General features: G+C 71.5%; 20 protein-coding genes. 18 read left to right on the top strand and 2 right to left on the bottom strand.

The genetic code is table 11. The features are described from left to right. Positions 1-5 precede the first annotated feature (5 nt). A complete protein-coding gene (locus OG448_RS11135) occupies positions 6-1,283 on the bottom strand; it encodes an amino acid deaminase (RefSeq protein WP_405553191.1) in 1,278 nt (425 codons plus the stop codon). 136 nt (positions 1,284-1,419) lie between these two features. Between OG448_RS11135 and OG448_RS11130 the strand changes: the two genes are divergently transcribed. The 5 genes from OG448_RS11130 (at position 1,420) to OG448_RS11110 (ending at position 5,872) form a co-directional block, all read left to right on the top strand. Further along, positions 1,420-2,478 carry a sugar kinase gene (locus OG448_RS11130; RefSeq protein ID WP_405553189.1) on the top strand — a complete coding sequence of 353 codons (1,059 nt, stop codon included), beginning with the start codon at positions 1,420-1,422 and terminating at the stop codon, positions 2,476-2,478. Next, positions 2,475-3,239, top strand: a complete 765-nt coding sequence (locus OG448_RS11125) for an IclR family transcriptional regulator (RefSeq protein ID WP_030806910.1) — start codon at positions 2,475-2,477, stop codon at positions 3,237-3,239. The genes OG448_RS11130 and OG448_RS11125 overlap by 4 nt, the downstream gene beginning before the upstream one ends. Then, the gene (locus OG448_RS11120) at positions 3,236-3,646 is read left to right on the top strand and encodes a RidA family protein (protein ID WP_030806913.1); all 411 of its coding nucleotides are present in this window, start codon (positions 3,236-3,238) and stop codon (positions 3,644-3,646) included. The genes OG448_RS11125 and OG448_RS11120 overlap by 4 nt, the downstream gene beginning before the upstream one ends. A gap of 130 nt (positions 3,647-3,776) precedes the next feature. Next, positions 3,777-5,252, top strand: coding sequence for a GntP family permease (locus OG448_RS11115; RefSeq protein WP_405553186.1), 1,476 nt, complete (start codon positions 3,777-3,779; stop codon positions 5,250-5,252). 101 nt (positions 5,253-5,353) lie between these two features. Then, positions 5,354-5,872: a hypothetical protein gene (locus tag OG448_RS11110; protein ID WP_405553184.1), complete on the top strand. Its 519-nt coding sequence runs from the start codon at positions 5,354-5,356 to the stop codon at positions 5,870-5,872. Between the two features lie 91 nt (positions 5,873-5,963). On the opposite strand, the gene OG448_RS11105 is transcribed toward OG448_RS11110, so the two are convergent. Then, positions 5,964-7,664 carry a chitinase gene (locus tag OG448_RS11105; protein WP_405558760.1) on the bottom strand — a complete coding sequence of 567 codons (1,701 nt, stop codon included), beginning with the start codon at positions 7,662-7,664 and terminating at the stop codon, positions 5,964-5,966. A gap of 243 nt (positions 7,665-7,907) precedes the next feature. On the opposite strand from OG448_RS11105, the gene OG448_RS11100 reads away from it, so the two are divergent. From OG448_RS11100 to OG448_RS11040, 13 genes are all read left to right on the top strand, one after another. Beyond that, positions 7,908-8,825, top strand: coding sequence for a hypothetical protein (locus tag OG448_RS11100; protein WP_405553182.1), 918 nt, complete (start codon positions 7,908-7,910; stop codon positions 8,823-8,825). A 61-nt stretch (positions 8,826-8,886) separates the two neighbouring features. Beyond that, on the top strand, positions 8,887-9,597 hold the full coding sequence (cpaB, locus tag OG448_RS11095; protein ID WP_405553180.1) for a Flp pilus assembly protein CpaB: 711 nt from the start codon (positions 8,887-8,889) through the stop codon (positions 9,595-9,597). Positions 9,598-9,609: 12 nt separating this feature from the next. Next, entirely contained in the window at positions 9,610-10,863 is a 1,254-nt protein-coding gene (locus tag OG448_RS11090) for an AAA family ATPase (protein WP_161200326.1), read from the top strand. 2 nt (positions 10,864-10,865) lie between these two features. Continuing rightward, positions 10,866-11,252, top strand: a complete 387-nt coding sequence (locus OG448_RS11085) for a TadE family protein (protein ID WP_405553178.1) — start codon at positions 10,866-10,868, stop codon at positions 11,250-11,252. A 1-nt stretch (position 11,253) separates the two neighbouring features. Then, positions 11,254-11,619 (top strand): TadE/TadG family type IV pilus assembly protein, encoded by a 366-nt coding sequence (locus OG448_RS11080; protein WP_405553177.1) that lies wholly within the window; start codon positions 11,254-11,256, stop codon positions 11,617-11,619. 20 nt (positions 11,620-11,639) lie between these two features. Continuing rightward, the gene (locus tag OG448_RS11075; RefSeq protein ID WP_086691888.1) at positions 11,640-12,977 is read left to right on the top strand and encodes a CpaF family protein; all 1,338 of its coding nucleotides are present in this window, start codon (positions 11,640-11,642) and stop codon (positions 12,975-12,977) included. Positions 12,978-12,981: 4 nt separating this feature from the next. Next, a complete protein-coding gene (locus tag OG448_RS11070; RefSeq protein ID WP_405553176.1) occupies positions 12,982-13,926 on the top strand; it encodes a type II secretion system F family protein in 945 nt (314 codons plus the stop codon). Between the two features lie 16 nt (positions 13,927-13,942). After that, positions 13,943-14,830, top strand: coding sequence for a DUF5936 domain-containing protein (locus OG448_RS11065; protein WP_405553174.1), 888 nt, complete (start codon positions 13,943-13,945; stop codon positions 14,828-14,830). A 31-nt stretch (positions 14,831-14,861) separates the two neighbouring features. Beyond that, on the top strand, positions 14,862-16,184 hold the full coding sequence (locus OG448_RS11060; RefSeq protein WP_405553172.1) for a sensor histidine kinase: 1,323 nt from the start codon (positions 14,862-14,864) through the stop codon (positions 16,182-16,184). Then, positions 16,181-16,942, top strand: coding sequence for a response regulator (locus OG448_RS11055; RefSeq protein ID WP_405553170.1), 762 nt, complete (start codon positions 16,181-16,183; stop codon positions 16,940-16,942). The genes OG448_RS11060 and OG448_RS11055 overlap by 4 nt, the downstream gene beginning before the upstream one ends. 113 nt (positions 16,943-17,055) lie before the next feature. Then, positions 17,056-17,241: a hypothetical protein gene (locus OG448_RS11050; RefSeq protein ID WP_405553169.1), complete on the top strand. Its 186-nt coding sequence runs from the start codon at positions 17,056-17,058 to the stop codon at positions 17,239-17,241. Continuing rightward, the gene (locus OG448_RS11045) at positions 17,241-17,822 is read left to right on the top strand and encodes a pilus assembly protein TadG-related protein (RefSeq protein ID WP_405553167.1); all 582 of its coding nucleotides are present in this window, start codon (positions 17,241-17,243) and stop codon (positions 17,820-17,822) included. The genes OG448_RS11050 and OG448_RS11045 overlap by 1 nt, the downstream gene beginning before the upstream one ends. 34 nt (positions 17,823-17,856) lie before the next feature. Further along, on the top strand, positions 17,857-18,441 hold the full coding sequence (locus tag OG448_RS11040) for a hypothetical protein (protein ID WP_405558759.1): 585 nt from the start codon (positions 17,857-17,859) through the stop codon (positions 18,439-18,441). Positions 18,442-18,446 lie beyond the last annotated feature (5 nt).

Raw genomic sequence — 18,446 nt, 5'->3', positions numbered from 1 at the left:
CCCTCCTAGAAGAACGTGCGGATGTATTCCACGACCGTGCCGTCCGCCTCGGCCACCGGGATGAGCTGCCACTTGTCGAAGCTGGTGCAGGGGTGGGACAGGCCGAAGCCGATCCAGTCGCCCACCATGACATCGGCCTCCGGTGTGGTGGCCAGCCACATGTGCTGGTCCGACAGGGCGGTCACCGTGATGCCGGTGGCGGGGCGTTCGGCGCCGTCCCGGCGTACGACCTGCGCCTCGGGCTTGTCCAGGTCGTACGCGGCGTCGCGCTTGCCCGCGTTGACGAACGCCTGGCCGGGCTCGGGGCGGGAGACCACCTGGGCCCACAGCCGGAACGCGGGCTCCAGCGCGCCCTCCTCCGGGACCCGGTTGAAGGGGGTGATGCGGCGGTAGTGGCCGTCGTCGTGGGAGACGTAGGCGCCCGAGCGGAGCAGCTTCAGCACCGGCCGGGACAGCTCGGGGACCTCGGCGAACACCTCGGCCACCGTGTCGAACCAGGCGCTGCCGCCCGCGCTCACCACGATCTCGTCCGCCTTGCCGAAGAGACCCTCGGCGTCCAGGGTGGCGGCGAGCGCGGTGAGCCGGCGCAGGTAGGCCCCGACCCGCTCCGGATCGGCCTTGGGCACCTCACCCTCGTACCCCGCCACGCCGACCAGGCGCAGGGTGTCGGTGGCGGCCACCGCTGCGGCCACCTCCGCGCACTCCGCCTCGGTGCGGGCACCGGTGCGGGCGCCCTCGCCGGCCGCCAGCTCCACCACCACGTCCAGCGGGCGGGCGGCGCCGGTGAGGGCCGCGTCCATCAGCTCGACCCCGCGCACGGAGTCGACGTAGGTCACGAGGCGGAAGTCGGGGTCGGCGGCCAGCTCGGCGGCGATACGGCGCAGCGCGGCCGCGTCCACCAGCTCGTTGGCGAGGAAGATCCGCTCGACGCCGAACTCCCGTGCCACCCAGACCTGGTGGGGTGCCGCGACCGTGATGCCCCAGGCGCCGTGCTCGATCTGCCGGGCGAAGAGCCGGGGCGCCATCGAGGTCTTGCCGTGCGGGGCGAAGGCGAGGCCGTGCCGGGCGGCGTACGTCTCCATGAGGGCGAGGTTGTGCGCCAGGCGCTCGGCGGACAGCGCGAGGACGGGCGTGGCGAAGCCGTCGGTGAACAGGTTGCGGCGCTCGGCGGCCAGCTCGCCCACCGTCAGCCCGGCGGCGTCCGGCGGAAGACCCTTGAAACGGTGGTCGACCCGTTCCCCGGCGAGCTGTGCCAGGGCTTCGGAACCGGTCTCACGAGCCATACGAGCCTCCTGATCAGCGTCGTTGCACTCTCTGCAACATCCATTGCGTATGTCGCTCTGTGCTGTCTAACATCTCGGCCAACACGGGGTCAACGAAGTCGTCACCCCGGAGCACCGACGAGGAGCCGAGACCATCGTGACCGCCGACGGACCGTCCAGCGCCGCCCCCGACGCCGTGGATGTCGTCGCCCTCGGCGAGTCCATGGTCACCTTCCTCCCCGACCGCCCCGGCCGCCTCGCCGACGTGCCCGCCTTCCAACGGGGCATCGGCGGCGCGGAGTCCAACGTGGTCTGCACCCTCGCCGCCGCCGGGCACCCGGCCCGCTGGGTCAGCCGGGTCGGCGCCGACGGCTTCGGGCAGCACCTGGTGGAGCGGATCGGCTCCTACGGCGTCGACACCGGCGCGGTCCGCGTGGACCCGGCCCGCCCCACCGGGGTCTACTTCCGCACCGCCGCCGACCGGGCCACCGACGCCCACGAAGTCGCCTACTACCGCGCCGGATCGGCCGCCTCCGCGATGGCCGTCGACAACACCGACCTCGCCGCGCTGGACGCGGGACGCGTGCTGCACCTCTCGGGGATCACCGCCGCGCTGTCGCCGGGGTGCCGGGAACTGCTGCACACGCTGACCGCGCCGCGCGAGGGGCGTCCGGTGGTGTCCTTCGACGTCAACCACCGGCCCGGCCTGTGGCGCGAGGCCGACGACGCCCTGGTGCTGCTGGACCTGGCGCGGCGGGCCGACATCGTCTTCGTCGGCACCGACGAGGCCGAGGACGCCTGGGGCGCGCGGGGCGGCGTCGAGGCGGTCCGGCGGCTGCTGCCCGAACCCCGGGTGCTGGTCGTCAAGGAGGGTCCGCTCGGCGCGACGGTGTTCGAGCGGACGGACAGCGGTGAATCCACCGTGCACGTGCCCGCCCTCACCGTCGACGTGATGGCCACCGTGGGCGCGGGCGACGCCTTCGCCGCCGGCTTCCTCTCCGCCACCCTGCGCGGGCTCCCCGTACGCGACCGGTTGCGGCACGGCCACCTCATGGCCGCCGCCGCCCTCACCGTCCCGGGCGACCTCGCCGGCCCGCCCGCCCGCGACCACGCCGATCGCCTGGCCGCCCTCGACGACGAGGCGTGGGGGAGACTGCGACTCGGCCCCGGCTGGACGGGAGCCGACCAGGTCACCGAGGAGACGAGCACCGAATGAGCCAGACCGTCGACCGCGCCCTGAGCATCCTCCCGCTGCTCGCGGAGGGCCCCGCCGACCTCGGCCAGGTCGCCGAGCGGCTCGGGGTGCACAAGTCCACCGCGCTGCGCCTGCTGCGCACCCTGCACGAACACGGCCTGGTCTACCGCCAGTCCGACCAGCGCTACCGGCTCGGCGCCCGCCTCTTCGCCCTCGCCCAGGAGGCGATGGAGAACCTCGACATCCGCGAGATCGCCCACCCCCACCTCGTCCGGCTCAACGAGGCGTGCGGGCACACCGTGCACCTCGCCGTGCACGAGGAGAACGAGGTGCTCTACATCGACAAGGTGGACAGCCGCTACCCGGTGCGCATGTACTCGCGCGTCGGCAAGCCGGTGGCCATCACCGTCGCCGCCGTCGCCAAGCTGCTGCTGGCCGATCTGCCCGAGGGCGAGCGCCGGGCGCTGGCGGAGAAGCTCGAATACCCCCTGTACACGGCCCGTTCCACCCCCAACGCGGGTGCTTTCCTGCGCGAGTTGGAGAAGGTGCGCGAACAGGGCTGGGCCACCGACCTCGGTGGCCACGAGGAGTCCATCAACTGTGTCGCGGCCCCCATCCGGGGCGCCGACGGCCGGGTGGTCGCCGCGATGTCGGTCTCCGCGCCGAACGTCGTCGTCACCGCCGACGAACTCCTCACCCTGCTCCCGCGGGTGCGCCGCACGGCGGACGCCATCAGCGGCGAGTACTCCGGAAGAACCCCAGTGAAGGACCCCACCGCATGACCGACAAGATCGCGCTCACCCCGAAGACCCACACGGTGCCGCCCGCGAAGTTCTCGCACGGCGTCAGGAAGGGCAACATCCTCCAGGTCGCCGGCCAGGTCGGCTTCCTGCCCGCCGAGGAGGGCAAGGCCCCCACCCCCGCCGGTCCCACCCTGCGCGAGCAGACCCTCCAGACCCTCGCCAACGTCAAGGCGATCCTCGAAGAGGGCGGCGCGAGCTGGGACGACGTGATGATGATCCGCGTCTACCTCACCGACGTGGACCACTTCGCCGAGATGAACGACATCTACAACACCTACTTCGGCGAGCAGGGCCTCACCCAGCCCCCGGCCGCCCGCACCACGGTCTACGTGGGGCTGCCCGCCGGGCTCCTCATCGAGATCGACGCGCTCGCCGTCCTCGGCTGACCGCCCCTCGAAGACAGCACCACCCGCACGAACGCACACGGCACGGCACCCCCTTCGGGTGCCGTGCCGCGCTCCACCCTGCCCGAAAGCCCGATGTACTTACCCTTCACACGCAGAGGACCCCCCTCTCATGTCCCTCCCGCTCGCCGCACCCGCGCCCGCCGCGCCACCCCACACCGGAGGACTGCTCCTCCTGCTGGACGGCACCCCGGGCCTGCTCACCGTCGCCGGTATCGGCATCGCCCTGCTGCTCTTCCTGATCATCAAGGTTCGGCTCCAGCCGTTCGTCGCGCTGCTCACGGTGTCCATAACCGTCGGCCTGCTCGCCGGCCTCTCGGTCACCGAACTCTTCGGCACCGTCCAGCGCTCCGACGCCGTCTCCACCATCGAGTCCGGCATGGGCGGCATCCTCGGCCACGTCGCCGTCATCATCGGCCTCGGCACCATGCTGGGCGCGATCCTGGAGGTCAGCGGCGGCGCCGAGGTCCTCGCCGGGCGCCTGCTGCGGCTGTTCGGCGAGAAGCGGGCACCGCTGGCGATGGGCCTGACCGGCCTCATCTTCGGCATCCCGGTCTTCTTCGACGTCGGCATCTTCGTCCTCGCGCCGCTGGTCTACGCGGCCGCCAAGCGGGGCGGCAAGTCGATCCTGCTGTACTGCCTGCCGCTGCTCGCGGGCCTGTCCATGACCCACGCCTTCCTGCCCCCGCACCCCGGCCCGGTGGCCGCGGCCGGACTGCTGCACGTCCAGCTCGGCTGGGTCGTCCTCATGGGCGTCATCTGCGGCATCCCGGCGGTGCTGGCCGCGTGGGCGTTCGCCGCCTGGGTCGGCCGGCGTATCTTCGTCCCCGTCCCGCAGGACATGGTCGAGGCGGCGGAGGAGGCCCGGCAGGCGGTCCTCGCCGAGCAGCGGGCCTCGGGCGTGGAGCCCGCCGAGAAGCCGGTCCCGCTGGGCACGGTCCTCGCCATCATCGGTACGCCGCTGATCCTGATCCTGGCCGCCACCTTCTCCTCGGTCGCGCTGGACCCGTCCACCGTGCGCTCGGTCGTCGAGTTCTTCGGGCACCCCTTCGTCGCCCTCACCATCGCCCTGGTGCTCGCCTACTACCTGCTCGGCATCCGGCGCGGCTGGTCCCGCAAGTCCCTGGAGAACGTCTCCACCGCCTCCCTGAAGCCGGTCGGCAACATCCTGCTGGTGGTCGGCGCGGGCGGGGTCTTCGGTGCCGTCCTCAAGGCCAGCGGGGTCGCCCAGGCGCTCTCGGACACCTTCAACGGCGTGGGCCTGCCGGTGATCGTGCTGGCGTACCTGATCTCGCTGGTGCTGCGGGTCGCCCAGGGCTCGGCCACGGTCGCCATCGTGACGACGGCGGGCATCGTCGCCCCGCTGCTGACCGAGGGCCACCACTCCCAGGCGTTCACCGCCCTGGTGATCATGGCCATCTCCGCCGGCTCCATCTTCGCCTCGCACGTCAACGACGGCGGGTTCTGGATGGTCGCCAAGTACTTCGGCATCACCGAACGCGACACGCTGAAGACGTGGACGGTCCTCGAATCGGTCCTCTCCGTCGCCGGGTTCGCGGTCGCGGCGGTGGTGAGCCTGTTCGTCTGACTGTTCCTCCGGCGGGCACGACGGGGGACGTACCGGTGGGATACCGGCGGGATTGGAGCGCCGGGTGGTTCCGGCACAGGGAAGTCGTCCATACTGCCGCCGTGGAGCAGCGCATAGGATCGAGCAGCCAGCCCCTGAAGGGCGAGCCCGTCACGGGTGCCGGGTTCGACCCGGCCTTCATCCCCGGTCTGACGGGCTCCGCCGCCCAGGGGGAAGCGGAGGACGCCAAGCCGACGGCCGAAGCGGCCGACTCGGCGGAGGCGGAAGGGAGTTCGGCGTCCGCTGAATCCGTTCCGGAGGCCGAGGCGGCCGGTTCCGAGGAGGAGCCCGCCGAGCAGGACGGCCCCGTCTTCGAGGCCGCCGACCGCCGGGCGCGGATAGTCGCGGACCGGCGGGGCGTGCGCCTCGCCCTGGACGCGGAGGAGTGCGAGTTCACCTGGCCGGAGATCGCCGCCGTGGAGACGGAGACGGCCCGGTTCGGCAAGCGCTTCACCGTCACGGTGCACACCCCGGACCGACGCTGGTACCCGATCGAGATCGAGGCCGCTTCCCGCTCGCAGTTCGCGGAGTGGGACGCCGAGATGGACGCGGTACTGGACGCCTACTTCGAGTCGGAGTGAACCGGTCCGGGTGAACAGGCCCCGGTGAACAACGGGCGGTGCCCCGGCCTCCCCCTGAGGGAGGCCGGGGCACCGCCCGTTTCCGGTACCTCTACGGCATCCCGTGCACGTGCGGACCGACCGCGCCGGACCAGGCGTTGCCCGCCGTCGCGTCCCAGTTGGTCGACCAGGTCATCGCGCCGCGCAGGTCCGGGTAGGTCCGGGCCGGCTTGAAGGAGCCGCAGCCGGTGCCCTTGGCCAGGCAGTCCAGCGCGCTGTTCACCACGCTCGGCGCGACATAGCCGCTGCCCGCGCCCCGGGTCGAGGCCGGCACACCGATGCCCACCTGCGACGGGGCGAGCCCGCCCTCCAGTTGGATGCAGGCCAGCGCGGTCAGGAAGTCCACCGAGCCCTGGCTGTACACCTTGCCGTCGCAGCCCAGCATCGAACCGCTGTTGTAGTACTGCATGTTGACGACCGTGAGGATGTCCTTGACGTTCAGGGCCGTCTGGAAGTAGGAGCCGGACGTCGACTGCATGTCGATCGTCTGCGGCGCCATCGTGATGATCAGCGACGAGCCCGCCTTCGACGACAGCGACCGCAGCGCCTGCGTCATGTACGTCGGGTTGAGCCCGTTCTCCAGGTCGATGTCGACCCCGTCGAACCCGTAGGTCTGCATCAGCGAGTACACCGAGTTGGCGAAGTTGTTCGCCGACGCGGTGTCGCTGACCGCGACCGTGCCGCGCTCGCCGCCGACGGAGACGATCACCTTCTTGCCCGCGGCCTGCTTGGCCTTGATGTCGGCCTTGAACTGGTCGACCGTGTAGCCGTTCAGACCGGCCGAGTCCAGGCTGAAGCTCACGGCGCCGGGCGTGGAGGTGGCGTCCGCGAAGGCCACCGCGATGATGTCGTAGGCCGAGGGCACGTCGGAGATCTTCTGCACGGCCGCGCCGTTGTTGAAGTTCTGCCAGTACCCGGTCACCGCGTGCTTGGGCAGGTCGCCCTTGGGGATGGTGCCGCCACCGGACGTGGTGGTCGCGCTCACGGTGGCCGACTTCGCCGACTCACCGGCCGAGTTGGTCGCCGTGACCTGGAAGGAGTACGAGGTCGAGGCGGCGAGCCCGGTGACGGTGGCCGAGGTGCCGCTCACCGCGGTGACCTTGGTGCCGTCGCGGTAGACGTTGTACCCGGTCGCGCCCGACACCGTGTTCCAGGCCAGCGAGACCGAGGACGAGGTGGTGCCGGACACCGCGAGGCCGCCCGGCGCGGCGGGCTTCGTCGGCGCCGGGTCACCGCCCCCGCCGCCGTCCGGGCCCTGCACCTGCACATCGTCGGCGAAGTACGCGGCCTGCCCGTACCAGCCGTGGGTGTACACGGTGACCGAGGTGGTGGCGGAGCCCGTGGTGAACGTCGTCGAGAGCTGCTTCCACGACGAGCTGTCCGGGGTCCAGGTCGACACGTCGGTGGTGCCGGTGCCGGTCGCCCCGAGGTAGGCGTACCCGCCCTGCACCCAGGCGCTCAGCGTGTACGTGGAGTTGGGCTTGACCGCCACCGACTGGGTGCACTGGGCGTTGTCCTGCCCGGCCGGGGTGGCCTTCAGCGCGGCGGAGCCGCCGTGCACCGGGGACGAGACGGTCGTCCCGCTGCCCGCCGAGCAGGTCCAGTTGGCCAGGCCCGACTCGAAGCCGGCGTTCCTGGCGTTGTTGACGTCCGCCGCCGAGGCGGGAGCGGCGGCCAGCCCCGCCACGGCGAGGGCGAGAGCGGCGGTCACCGACCAGGCACGGGCCCGGCCGCGCCCGCCGCGCGCGGGCATGACAGATACGAGGTCCAACTGGAGCCTCCGGTGGGGGAGTTCGCGGGGAGTGTGTGTACAAGTTGGTCCAGACCAATTGCGCTGTCAAGGGGCCGCGTACGGATGACCACGGACCTGCCTGTGCAACCTGTCCCGCTTTGGAGCAAGTTGTGACCGGAGAGTTCCCCACGAGCTACACAAACGCTGTTCTCCCGTGATCCAGGCGTGGATACAGTGCTCACGTAGTCACGCAATGAAGTCGTCATGGCCCGAGGGGAACCGTGCCGGTGGGCCGGAGGGTGTGAGAGCGGGGAGCTGCGCGTGCCAACTGCCATCGCCGTGACCAGTGCCGACCTGGCGCTCCCGGCACAGGACGAGCGGACCATGCCCGCCGTCGTGCTGCGCGATCTCGGCAGCCGCCCGCTGGACCAGACCCTCTCCGAAGTCCAGGCCGTCGTCGACCAGTTCGGCTATCTGGTCGTCCTGTGCTCCAAGGCCACCCCCGAGCCCGTGCTGCGCCGGCTGCACACCCTGCGCTCCCTGTTGGAGAGCGACCGTATCGCCGTGTTCCGGCCGGAGTTACCGCCGCTCGGCGTCGCGGTCCTGGCCCGGCAGTTACGGCAGCTCGCCACCTGCGACCTCAGTCCCGGTGTGCTCGCCTCCGCCGGGCGGCTGCTCACCCACTACATCCACGCCGGTGCCGTACTCGGCTCGGTCGCCCGCCTCGACCACGTTCCCGTAGGGCTCAAGGCGCACGCCAAGTCCTGGGTTCCAGGCGCCCAGTTCGCCGTCGTCGCCCACCCCGAGCCCCAGCTCGTCAAGGCCGTGCAGGGCGCCACCCTCAAGGGTCCCGAGTTCAGCACCTGGATGCTGCTCGCCCGGGGCCAGTTGCAGTCCGACTGGATCACCGGCTTCGCCAAGGACTGGGGCGTGCACGGGCTGCGTGAGACCCCGCTGCCCGCCGAGTCGCCCGCCTGGTGGGGCACCGGCCGGATGATCGAGTTCTGCGGCTACCTCGCCGACCTCTCCGTGCTCTACCAACTCGTCACGTCGGTACGGCAGTCGAGCTGCCACTGGTGCGGGCTCGACGTCATCGGCGACCGCTGTGTCTTCTGCTCCGCCGCCCCGCCCGAGCACCCGCTGCCGCCGCCGCACGCCCTTCAGGGGCGTACGCCCGCCTGAACCGATACGGACCCCGCTCCCGTCCCGCACGACCGATTCCCCCAATGAGGTTGCACGGTTCATGAACTCCCGTCAGCGCCGCGGCGTGATACTCCTGATCCTCTCCGTCCTGTGCGCCCTCGGCGCCTTCGCGGGCGTGCTGTCCGTCATCAGCGACGTGCGCTCCAAGGTCGGCCCCGAGGTCACCGCGTACCGGGTCAAGTCCGCGGTCCAGCCGTACACCGCGCTCGGCGCGGACCAGTTCGAGAAGGTCCGGATGCCCAAACGGTGGCTGTCCGCCAACGCCGTCACCGACCTCGCCCAACTGCGCGGCAAGATCGCCGTCACCACCCTGCGCGCGGGCTCCCTGCTCCAGACCGACATGGTCGTCGACCAGCCCGAACTGCGGCCGGGCCAGCAGGAGGTGGCCATCATGATCGACGCGGCCACGGGTGTCGCGGGCAAGATCACACCTGGCGCCCGGGTCAACGTCTACGCCACCTTCGAGGGCAAGAAGGAGAGCGACCCCGACCAGTCGAAGATCATCGTCACGGACGCGCGGGTCCTCGACGTCGGCAGGATCACCGCCCTCGACCCGGACCGGGACCGCGACCAGCAGAGTCGGCCCACCGAGGCCGTCCCCATCACCTTCGCACTGTCCGCCCTGGACGCCCAGCGCGTCACCTACGCCGAGTCCTTCGCCCAGCGGGTCCGGCTCGCCCTGCTCGCCCCCGGCGGCGAGACGGAGATACCGGACCGCGAGCGCACCTATGAACTAGCGACGGACAAGTGAGAGGCGGCCCGCATGCCCACCAGGATTCTGCCGGCCGGCGCGGACCCGGACGCCGTACGGTCCCTCACCACCCTGCTCAGCCAGCTCCCCGACGCCGAGCCGGTCCCGCCGGTCACCGACTCCACCCGGCTGATCGACACCCTGGCGCGGCTCGCCGCCGAGTCGGTCGACGAACTCCCCGAGGTCGTCGTCGTCCATGAACGCATCGGCCCCGTACCGGCGCTGGAGCTGATCCGGGAGATAGCGCTGCGCTTCCCGGCCGTCGGCGTCATCCTCGTCACCACCGACGCCGGGCCCGCCCTGTTCGCCGCCGCGATGGACGCCGGCGCCCGTGGCCTGGTCGGGCTGCCGCTGGCCTACGAGGACCTCGCGCACCGGGTGCAGGCGGTCGCCCAGTGGTCCAGCGGGGTGCGCCGCCACCTCGGGCACGGCGGGGCCGACGTGCTCAGCGGCCCCGGCGGCACGGTGATCACGGTCAGCGGGGCCAAGGGCGGTACCGGCGCCACCACGGCCGCGCTCCAACTCGCCCTCGCCGCACAGGCGTCGGGCAGGGCCACCGTGCTGGCCGACCTCGACCTCCAGACCGGTGACGTGGCGTCCTTCCTGGACATCCAGTTCCGTCGCTCGGTCGCCGACCTCGCCGCCATCGCCGACATCTCCCCACGCGTCCTGGCCGACGCCGTCTACCGCCACGACACCGGCCTCGCCCTGCTCCTGGCGCCCGGCGAGGGCGAGCGCGGCGAGGAGGTCACCGACCGCGCCGTCCGCCAGATCATCCACGCCCTGCGCGCCCGTTACGAAGTCGTGGTCCTGGACTGCGGTGCCCAGCTCACCGGGGCCACCGCGGCCGCCGTGGAGGGCGCCGACACCGCGCTGCTGGTCACCACGCCCGACGTGGTCTCGGTACGCGCCGCCAAGCGGACCGTGCGGATGTGGGACCGGCTCCAGATCCGCAAGGCCGAGGAGACCACCGTCGTGGTCAACCGCCACACCCGCGTCACCGAGATCCAGCCCGCGCTGATCCAGCGCATCACCGGCACCGCCCTGGCCCGCACCACCGTGCCCGCCGCCTTCAAGGAGCTGCAGGGCGTGGTGGACGCCGGACGCGTGCACGAACTCGACGCCCGCAGCACCGTACGCCAGGCCCTGTGGGCTCTCGCCGGGGAACTGGGCCTGGCCAGGGCCGCCGACGGCCCCGCCCACCGGGGCGGCCGGCAGCGCGGCGGGGACCGGGGGGCCGTGGGCTTCCGGCGGCGGAAGGAGTAGGCATGAGGCGCCGCGGCAGGTTACGGGAGGACGGGGGGCAGGTCGCCGTCGAGTTGCTCGGCATGACCCCGCTGATCGTGCTGACCCTGGTCCTGATGTGGCAGTGCGTGCTGGTCGGGTACGCCTTCACGCTCGCCGGGAACGCCGCCGACGAGGGCGTACGGGCGGGCACGGCGGCCCCTCGGGGCGCGCGGGCGGGGGCGTGCTCGGACGCGGGGCTGAAGCATCTGTCCGGGGCTTGGCGGGACGGGGCGTCGGTGCGGTGCGGGGGCACCGGCTTCGTCACCGCCGATGTCGATCTCAAGGTCCCCGTCCTCTTCCCCGGCTCCATCGACTTCCCGGTCACGGTGCACGGCCACGCCGGCGCCGTGGAGGAGGTGAAGGACTGAGATGCCTGACATGCGCCGCAGCCGTACGCGCCCCCGCGACCGGGGCCAGGTCGCCATCGAGTACCTGGGGTTCGTCCCCGTGCTGCTGATCGTCGGCCTCGCCGGCATCCAGATCGGCGCCGTCGCCTACGCCGCCGAGCAGGCCGGTACCGCCGCGCGGGCCGGGGCGCGCGCCGCCTCGCTGCGCCAAGACGCACAGGGGGCGTGCGCGGGCGCGGTCAGCGGCGGACTCAGCGTGTCCTGCTCGGGCGGCGGTGGGGGCGGTGACTCGGTCACCGTGACCGCGACCGTCAAGATCCCCGACGTCGTGCCCGGCTGGGACCTGGGGAACGCCGTCAAGTCCGCCACCATGCCGCTCGACCACTGATCAGGAGCGAGGAGCCGCCCATGAGTCTGCGGGCACGCATCAACTCCCCCGAGGAGCAGGGCAGCCGGGGCGAGGACGGACATCTGGTCGCCTCCTACCGGGCCAAGCTGCTGGAGGAGATCGACCTCGCGGAGATGAGTTCGCTGGCCGCCGCCGAGCGCCGGGCCCGGCTCGAACGCGTCCTCGGCCACATCATCAGCCGCGAGGGCCCGGTGCTCTCCACCGCCGAACGCGCCCAGTTGATCCGGCGCGTGGTGGACGAGGCGCTCGGCCTCGGCATCCTGGAGCCCCTCCTGGAGGACGCCTCCGTCACCGAGATCATGGTCAACGGGCCGGACTCGATCTTCGTCGAGCGCGGCGGCCGCGTCGAACGGCTGCCGCTGCGCTTCGCCTCCGCCGACCAGCTCATGCAGACCATCGAACGCATCGTCTCCACCGTCAACCGCCGCGTGGACGAATCCAATCCGATGGTCGACGCCCGGCTGCCGTCCGGCGAGCGCGTCAACGTCATCATCCCGCCGCTCTCCCTCAGCGGCCCCGTCCTCACCATCCGCCGCTTCCCGCGCTCCTACACCCTCAAGGAGCTGATCGGGTTCGGCTCGCTCGACGACCACATGCTGCTGCTGCTCGCCGGGCTGGTGCAGGCCAAGTTCAACGTGATCGTCTCCGGCGCCACCGGCACCGGCAAGACCACCCTGCTCAACGCCCTGTCCGGACTGATCCCGGCGCACGAGCGCATCATCACCATCGAGGACTCCGCCGAACTCCAGCTCCAGCAGACCCATGTGGTCCGGCTGGAGTCCCGCCCGCCCAACGTCGAGGGCAGCGGCCAGGTCACCATCCGCGACCTCGTCCGCAACTCCCTGCGCATGCGGCCCGACCGCATCGTGGTCGGTGAGGTCCGCGGCGGGGAGTCCCTGGACATGCTCCAGGCCATGTCCACCGGTCACGACGGCTCGCTCGCCACCGTGCACGCCAACAGCGCCGAGGACGCCCTCACCCGGCTCCAGACCCTCGCCTCCATGTCCGACGTGGAGGTGCCCTTCGCCGCGCTGCACGACCAGATCAACAGCGCGGTCGACGTACTGGTCCAGCTCACCCGGTTCGCCGACGGCGCTCGCCGGATCACCGAGGTCGCCCTGCTGGACAGCCACGGCGGGGAGCCGTACCGGCTGGCGACCGTGGCCCGCTTCGACGCCCGCCCCATGACCGCCGACGGCCAGGTGCACGGCGCTTTCCAGTACTTCCCGCTGCCACGCCGCACCGCCGACCGCCTCTACATGGCCGGCCAGCCCGTGCCCCAGGCGTTCGGCGTGGCCCGCACCGCGGACCAGCTCGCCACCCGAGAGGCCAGGTAGGCCCATGGATCTGTCCACCCTCGCGCAGCTCACCACCGGCATCACCCTGCTGACCTGCCTCCTCGCCGTCGCGGGCGTCCAGACCTACGCCTCGGGACGGGCCCGGCGCGCCGCCCTGGAGGACCGGCTCGCGCACGCCGACCAGGTGCCGGCAGGCGGCCGCAGGCGCCGCTTCCGGGGGCTGGACCGCAGGCTGCGCCGCACCGCGCTGGGCCGCGCGCTGCAACTCCGGCTCGCCGCGACCGGACTCGACCTCACCCCCGGCGAGTTCTTCGCCGGGATGCTCACCGCGGTCGCCGCGCTCTGGCTCGTCGGCCAGGTCACCCTCGCGCCCTTCTTCGGACCCATCGCCGGGGTCCTCGGCATCTGGGCGGCCGTGCAGTTCCTCAACTGGCAGCGCCAGAAACGCATCGAGCGCTTCATCAACCAACTCCCAGAACTGGCGCGCATCCTGGCCAACGCCACCCAGGCCGGGCTCGCCCTGCGCACCGCCATCGGCATGGCCGCCGAGGAGCTGGAGGCCCCGGCGGGGGAGGAACTCTCGCAGGTGGCGGACCAGTTGGCGATCGGTCACTCCATGGAGGACGCGCTCGGGGAACTCGCCGCCCGGCTGCCCTCCCGCGAACTCGTCGTCCTCGTCACCACCCTCGTGCTCTCCAACCGGGCGGGCGGCCAGGTCGTCTCCGCGCTGCGCAACCTCACCGAGACGCTGGAGGAGCGCAAGGAGACCCGCCGCGAGATCCGCACCCAGCTCTCCCAGGTCACCATGACCTCGTACGCCGTGCCCGCCCTCGGCGTCGGCGCGCTCTTCCTGATGAACGGCGTCAAGGACGGCGCCCTGGAACGCCTGACCGGGTCACCGGTCGGCCAGGGCTGCGTGATCATCGCCTTCGCCCTGTACGCGGTCGGGTTCGTCCTCATCCGCCGCATGAGCCGGATCGACGTGTGAGGGGATGACGGACCGGATGACACTCCTGCTCGCCCTGCTGGCGGCCCTCGGCGTCTGGGGCGCCTTCGCGGGCGTCCGCATGTACCGCGCCGAGACCAAGCTGCCCGGCGACCTCGCCGTCGCCCTGGAGATCGGCGCCACCCGCACCGGTGCGGTCGGCTCCGTGATCGACCGCATGGGCATGCGGTACGCGCCCCTCGTCCTGCGCCTCATGGGCCCCGGCCTGGTCGCCCGTTACCGCCGCCGCATCGACCTCGCGGGCAACCCCGGCGGCCTCACCATCGACCGCTACGCCGCCCGCCGCGCGGTCTACGGCGCGCTCGGCACCCTCGGCTTCCTGGTCTTCCTCCTGCGCGGCCAGTGGTTCGTCGCCCTCCTGCTGCTCGCCTTCGGCGCCTTCTGGACCGAGGTCGGCATCTGGTCCGCGATCCGGGTCCGCCGGGACGTCATCGAACGCACCCTGCCGGACTTCCTCGACGTCCTCGCCGTCGTCGTCAGCGCCGGCCTCGGCTTCCGCCAGGCCCTCGACCGCGTCTCCACCCGCTACGAGGGCCCCTGGGCCGACGAACTCCGCATCACCCTGCGCCAGATGGACCTCGGCATGACCCGCCGCCAGGCCTTCACCGAACTCCGCCGCCGCAACGACTCCGAACAGGTCGCCATGTTCGTCACCGCCCTCCAACAGGGCGAGGAACTCGGCGCCCCCATCGTCGACACCCTCGTCTCCCTGGCCAAGGACATGCGCCGCACCGACGCCCAGAACGCCCGCCGCAAAGCCGCCCGCGTGGTCCCCAAGGCCACGTTGATGATCACGACCTTCATGGTCCCGGCGACGATGCTGCTGCTGGGCGCGGGCCTGCTGCTGGGGTCCGGGGTGGACTTCGGGTCGTTGGCGGGGGAGTAGGGAGGGGAAAGGGTCTGGGGGGAGGTGGGCCATGGCGCGGAGGTCGGGGGAGCAGGTGGTGGAGGAGCGGGAGGACGGAGAAGGGGAACCTCCGGCGACTGCTCTGGAGGGCCCGGTGGCCGGACCCGACGGGTCTACGGGTGGCTCGGCGCCCCCCGAAGGGCTTCAGGTGCGGGCTCTGCAGGCCGTGGGGCGGCAGGTGTTCGGGTTTCGGCTGGCGATGATCGTGCTGGCCGCGCCTGCCGCGTTGCTCAATGCGGCGCCGGGGCTGGGGGCCCGGTTGGTCGGCGCGGCCGTCGTGGTCACGTTCATGGTGTCGTACGTGCTGTTCCGGGACTGGGGGCGGTTCGGGCCGCTGCTGCTGCGGCATCCGAGCCTGCTCGCCGCCGACACGCTCTTCGGGTCCCTGCTGCTGGTGTCCGCCGGTCCGGACACCACCCTCGCCTACGTCAGCGTCTGCACCCCGCTGCTGGCCGGGCTGCTCTACGGCTGGCGCGGTGCCGCCTTCTTCGCGTCACTCCAGTCGCTCATCCTGCTCCTCGTCCACGCCACCCTGGACGCCGAACGGCACACCGGCCTCGCCGAGACCCTGCTGCTCCCCGGCCTGTGCGTCATCACCGGCGCGATGGGCTCCACCCTGCGCAACCTGATGCTCCGGCTCGGCACCGCCACCCACGCCCTCACGGCCGTGCGCGCCCGGCTCGCCGCGGCGGAGGCCGTACAGTCCGAACGCGCCCGCCTCGCCCGCGAGATGCACGACTCCCTCGCCAAGACCCTGCACGGCGTGGCCCTCGCCTCCGACGCCCTCGCGGTCACCGCCTCCGCCGCCACCCCCGACCCCGCCCGCCTGCGCCAGGAGGCGGAACTGGTCGCCCGCTCGGCCCGCCGGGCGGCCGCGGAGTCCCGTGAACTCCTCACCGACCTCCGTGAGGAGGTGCCACAAGCGCCGCTGTGGCCGCAACTCAACCTCCAAGCGGCCGAGTTCACGACCCGTACCGGCCTCCCCGTCACCTGCCACCCCACCGGCGACCCGATACCGCCCCTCCCCCCACCCACCCTCCGCGCCCTCCTCGCCCTCACCGCCGAGGCCCTCGACAACGCCCACCGCCACGCGAACGCCACCCAGGTCGTCGTGACGGCGGGCGTCCAGGACGGCCACCTCCGCCTTTCGATCCACGACGACGGAAAGGGCCTGCCGGCGGGTGTCACCCTCCGAACCCTGCGCGCCGAGGGTCACTTCGGGCTGCTCGGCATGGTGGAGCGGGCCGCGTCGGCGGGGGCACGTATCCGTATCGGCCGGGGCGCGCACGCGTCCGGCACCGAGATCGGCGTCGAGATCCCCCTGCCCGAATGAACCCGCGAAAGGAGACTCCGATGCGGTTCCCCCCGGCACCCCCCACCGCCCCGCTGCGACTCGTGGTCGCCGACGACAACCCCGTGGTCCGCGCCGGCCTCACCGCGCTGCTCTCCGGCCGCGAGGACACCACCGTGGTGGCCGAGGCGGCGGACGGGCGCGAGGCGTACGAGGCCGCGCTGCGGCACCGGCCGGACATCGTCCTCCTCGACGTCCGGATGCCGGGTGTCGACGGAATCTCGGCATTGCCCCACCTGGTCCGGCTGGCGCCCGTCATGATGCTGACCTACAGCCATGAGACGGAGACCGTGCGGGAGGCTTTGCGGCTGGGGGCGGGGGGATACCTGGTGCACGGGGAATTCGATACGGAGCAGTTGGTACGGGCGGTGCGGGATGTGTGCGAGGGGCGTCCGCATGTGACGCCGGGGGCGGTGCGCGCGCTGTTGCCTCCGGCGGTGGTGCCGGGTGCGAGTGCACACACGGAACCCGAACTTTCCACCCTCCCTTGGGAGATGTCTGCAAAAACCCTTTCGCAGATGCAATCCTCTATGGGACAGTCGTTCCGGTCGAGTTTTCAACTGAGCACCAGAGAGGCGGAGATCATGGACCTCATCGCATCCGGCATGACGAACCATCAGATCGCCGCCACCTGCTTCATCAGCGAGAAAACCGTCAAGAACCACATCAACCACATCTTCGCCAAACTCCACACCACCAACAGATCCCAGGCGACCGCCAAGTGGTTAGGGGTGGCGTGAGATGCCCATGACCCAGCCCCACTGGGCCCAAACCTGGGCCCCCGGACCCTGGGCCCGCCTCCTCTTACCGCCGTACCGTGCGCGGATCGGAGACGAATCCGGAGGGGAACACCATGAGCGATCCGATTCTGAAGCTGCTGGTTGCCTTGCAGCGCCGTACCAACGACAAAGGCCAGACCGCCGTCGAGTACCTGGGAATCATCGCGGTGGTGGTGGCGATCGTGCTCGCGGTGACGGGAACGAGTATCGGTTCGGCGATCCTCGACAAGATCATGACGCAGATCAACAAAATCGTGTGATGATTCCTCGCCGAAAAGGCGACGTCGGGCAGGTCTTCCCCATCTACATCACGGTGGTGGCGGGCCTGCTCTTTCTTGCCCTGGCCTATCTCGCGGTCGGCCAGGCCGCGGTCAACCGGAGCGGCGCCCAGACCGCGGCCGACGCCGCGGCCCTCGCTGCCGCGCAGAACGCGCGTGACCAACTGGCCGATGCCTGGGTGGACGACCTTCTCGACCCCACCAAGTGGGGCGACATCTTCGCCGGCACCGCGCACATCGACAATCCGTGTTGGCGGGCTAGTGAGTTGGCGGCGCAGAACGACGCACGGCTCGACGGCTGCGACGGATTCGCGCTGGAATACACCGCCGATGTCACGACCAACAGAACGGTCGGGCATTCCGTCGTGCCCGGCACGGACGGCCTCAAGGCCACGGCCTCCGCCACTGCCGTGATCAAGCCGCGTTGCACCTTCGACCTCGTCGGCGCGGGGCACGCGCTGCCCCGGCTCGACTGCGACGGAACCCTCTGGGACCTCAAGCCGGACGCTGATCGTGACCTGCCCGGCCCCGAAGACCTCTTTGACGTCCATCTGGCCGACTGACCAGTGAATGACCAGCGATGAAGGAAGCGGAGCGATGAGTATCGGATTCACTGCAAGGGCTCGAAGGGGGGCGGTCGCCTTGGTCATCGCGACAGGTCTTGCCGTTGGTGTGGTGAGTTGCGGAGGTGGCGGCGACGACAAGAAGCCCGAGTCCTCGGCCTCGGCTTCCGCTTCCAAGGGTCACGGCTCCGGGCCGAGCGCTCAGGAAGGAAACTCGCAGGACCCGATCGCGGAACTGCGAGGTCAGGACGGCCTGCTGCTCCAGGTCACCTCCGCCGACCGCGACTCGGGCGGCTTCGTCACCGTCAACGGGGTGCTGAAGAACGACGGCGCCAAATCGCTGGTCATTCCTTCAGGGCTCCGCGGCGACGAGACCGAGATCGTGCAGCACGGCACATCACTGGGTGGCGCGACCCTCGTGGACCCCAAGGGGAAGAAGCGCTACTACGTACTGCGGGACACCGACGGCCGGCCGCTGACGACCACCGGGCTGACGACGATCCAGTCCGGCCAGACCATCCCGGTCTTCATCCAGTTCCCCGCCCCGCCCGAGGGCACCGCCGAGGTGACTCTCCAGTTGCCGACGTTCTCCAGTGCCCCCCTCAAAATCTCCAACTGAGGCCC

It is taken from the genome of Streptomyces sp. NBC_01171 (genome assembly GCF_045039805.1).
GTDB lineage: Bacteria > Actinomycetota > Actinomycetes > Streptomycetales > Streptomycetaceae > Streptomyces.
Note: the sequence above shows the minus strand (reverse complement) of the source record. Positions and strands in the feature narration are given on the sequence as shown.

Excerpts from the sequence above, each read along its gene's own strand:
- OG448_RS11105 (WP_405558760.1), bottom strand. The coding sequence starts at position 7,664 with ATGCCCGCGCGCGGCGGGCGCGGCCGGGCCCGTGCCTGGTCGGTGACC.
- OG448_RS11135 (WP_405553191.1), bottom strand. The coding sequence starts at position 1,283 with ATGGCTCGTGAGACCGGTTCCGAAGCCCTGGCACAGCTCGCCGGGGAA.
- OG448_RS11080 (WP_405553177.1), top strand. The coding sequence starts at position 11,254 with ATGCCTGACATGCGCCGCAGCCGTACGCGCCCCCGCGACCGGGGCCAG.
- OG448_RS11085 (WP_405553178.1), top strand. The coding sequence starts at position 10,866 with ATGAGGCGCCGCGGCAGGTTACGGGAGGACGGGGGGCAGGTCGCCGTC.
- OG448_RS11100 (WP_405553182.1), top strand. The coding sequence starts at position 7,908 with ATGGCCCGAGGGGAACCGTGCCGGTGGGCCGGAGGGTGTGAGAGCGGG.
- OG448_RS11115 (WP_405553186.1), top strand. The coding sequence starts at position 3,777 with ATGTCCCTCCCGCTCGCCGCACCCGCGCCCGCCGCGCCACCCCACACC.
- OG448_RS11040 (WP_405558759.1), top strand. The coding sequence starts at position 17,857 with ATGAGTATCGGATTCACTGCAAGGGCTCGAAGGGGGGCGGTCGCCTTG.
- OG448_RS11050 (WP_405553169.1), top strand. The coding sequence starts at position 17,056 with ATGAGCGATCCGATTCTGAAGCTGCTGGTTGCCTTGCAGCGCCGTACC.
- OG448_RS11120 (WP_030806913.1), top strand. The coding sequence starts at position 3,236 with ATGACCGACAAGATCGCGCTCACCCCGAAGACCCACACGGTGCCGCCC.
- cpaB (WP_405553180.1), top strand. The coding sequence starts at position 8,887 with ATGAACTCCCGTCAGCGCCGCGGCGTGATACTCCTGATCCTCTCCGTC.
- OG448_RS11075 (WP_086691888.1), top strand. The coding sequence starts at position 11,640 with ATGAGTCTGCGGGCACGCATCAACTCCCCCGAGGAGCAGGGCAGCCGG.
- OG448_RS11060 (WP_405553172.1), top strand. The coding sequence starts at position 14,862 with ATGGCGCGGAGGTCGGGGGAGCAGGTGGTGGAGGAGCGGGAGGACGGA.
- OG448_RS11125 (WP_030806910.1), top strand. The coding sequence starts at position 2,475 with ATGAGCCAGACCGTCGACCGCGCCCTGAGCATCCTCCCGCTGCTCGCG.
- OG448_RS11045 (WP_405553167.1), top strand. The coding sequence starts at position 17,241 with ATGATTCCTCGCCGAAAAGGCGACGTCGGGCAGGTCTTCCCCATCTAC.
- OG448_RS11055 (WP_405553170.1), top strand. The coding sequence starts at position 16,181 with ATGAACCCGCGAAAGGAGACTCCGATGCGGTTCCCCCCGGCACCCCCC.
- OG448_RS11090 (WP_161200326.1), top strand. The coding sequence starts at position 9,610 with ATGCCCACCAGGATTCTGCCGGCCGGCGCGGACCCGGACGCCGTACGG.
- OG448_RS11070 (WP_405553176.1), top strand. The coding sequence starts at position 12,982 with ATGGATCTGTCCACCCTCGCGCAGCTCACCACCGGCATCACCCTGCTG.
- OG448_RS11065 (WP_405553174.1), top strand. The coding sequence starts at position 13,943 with ATGACACTCCTGCTCGCCCTGCTGGCGGCCCTCGGCGTCTGGGGCGCC.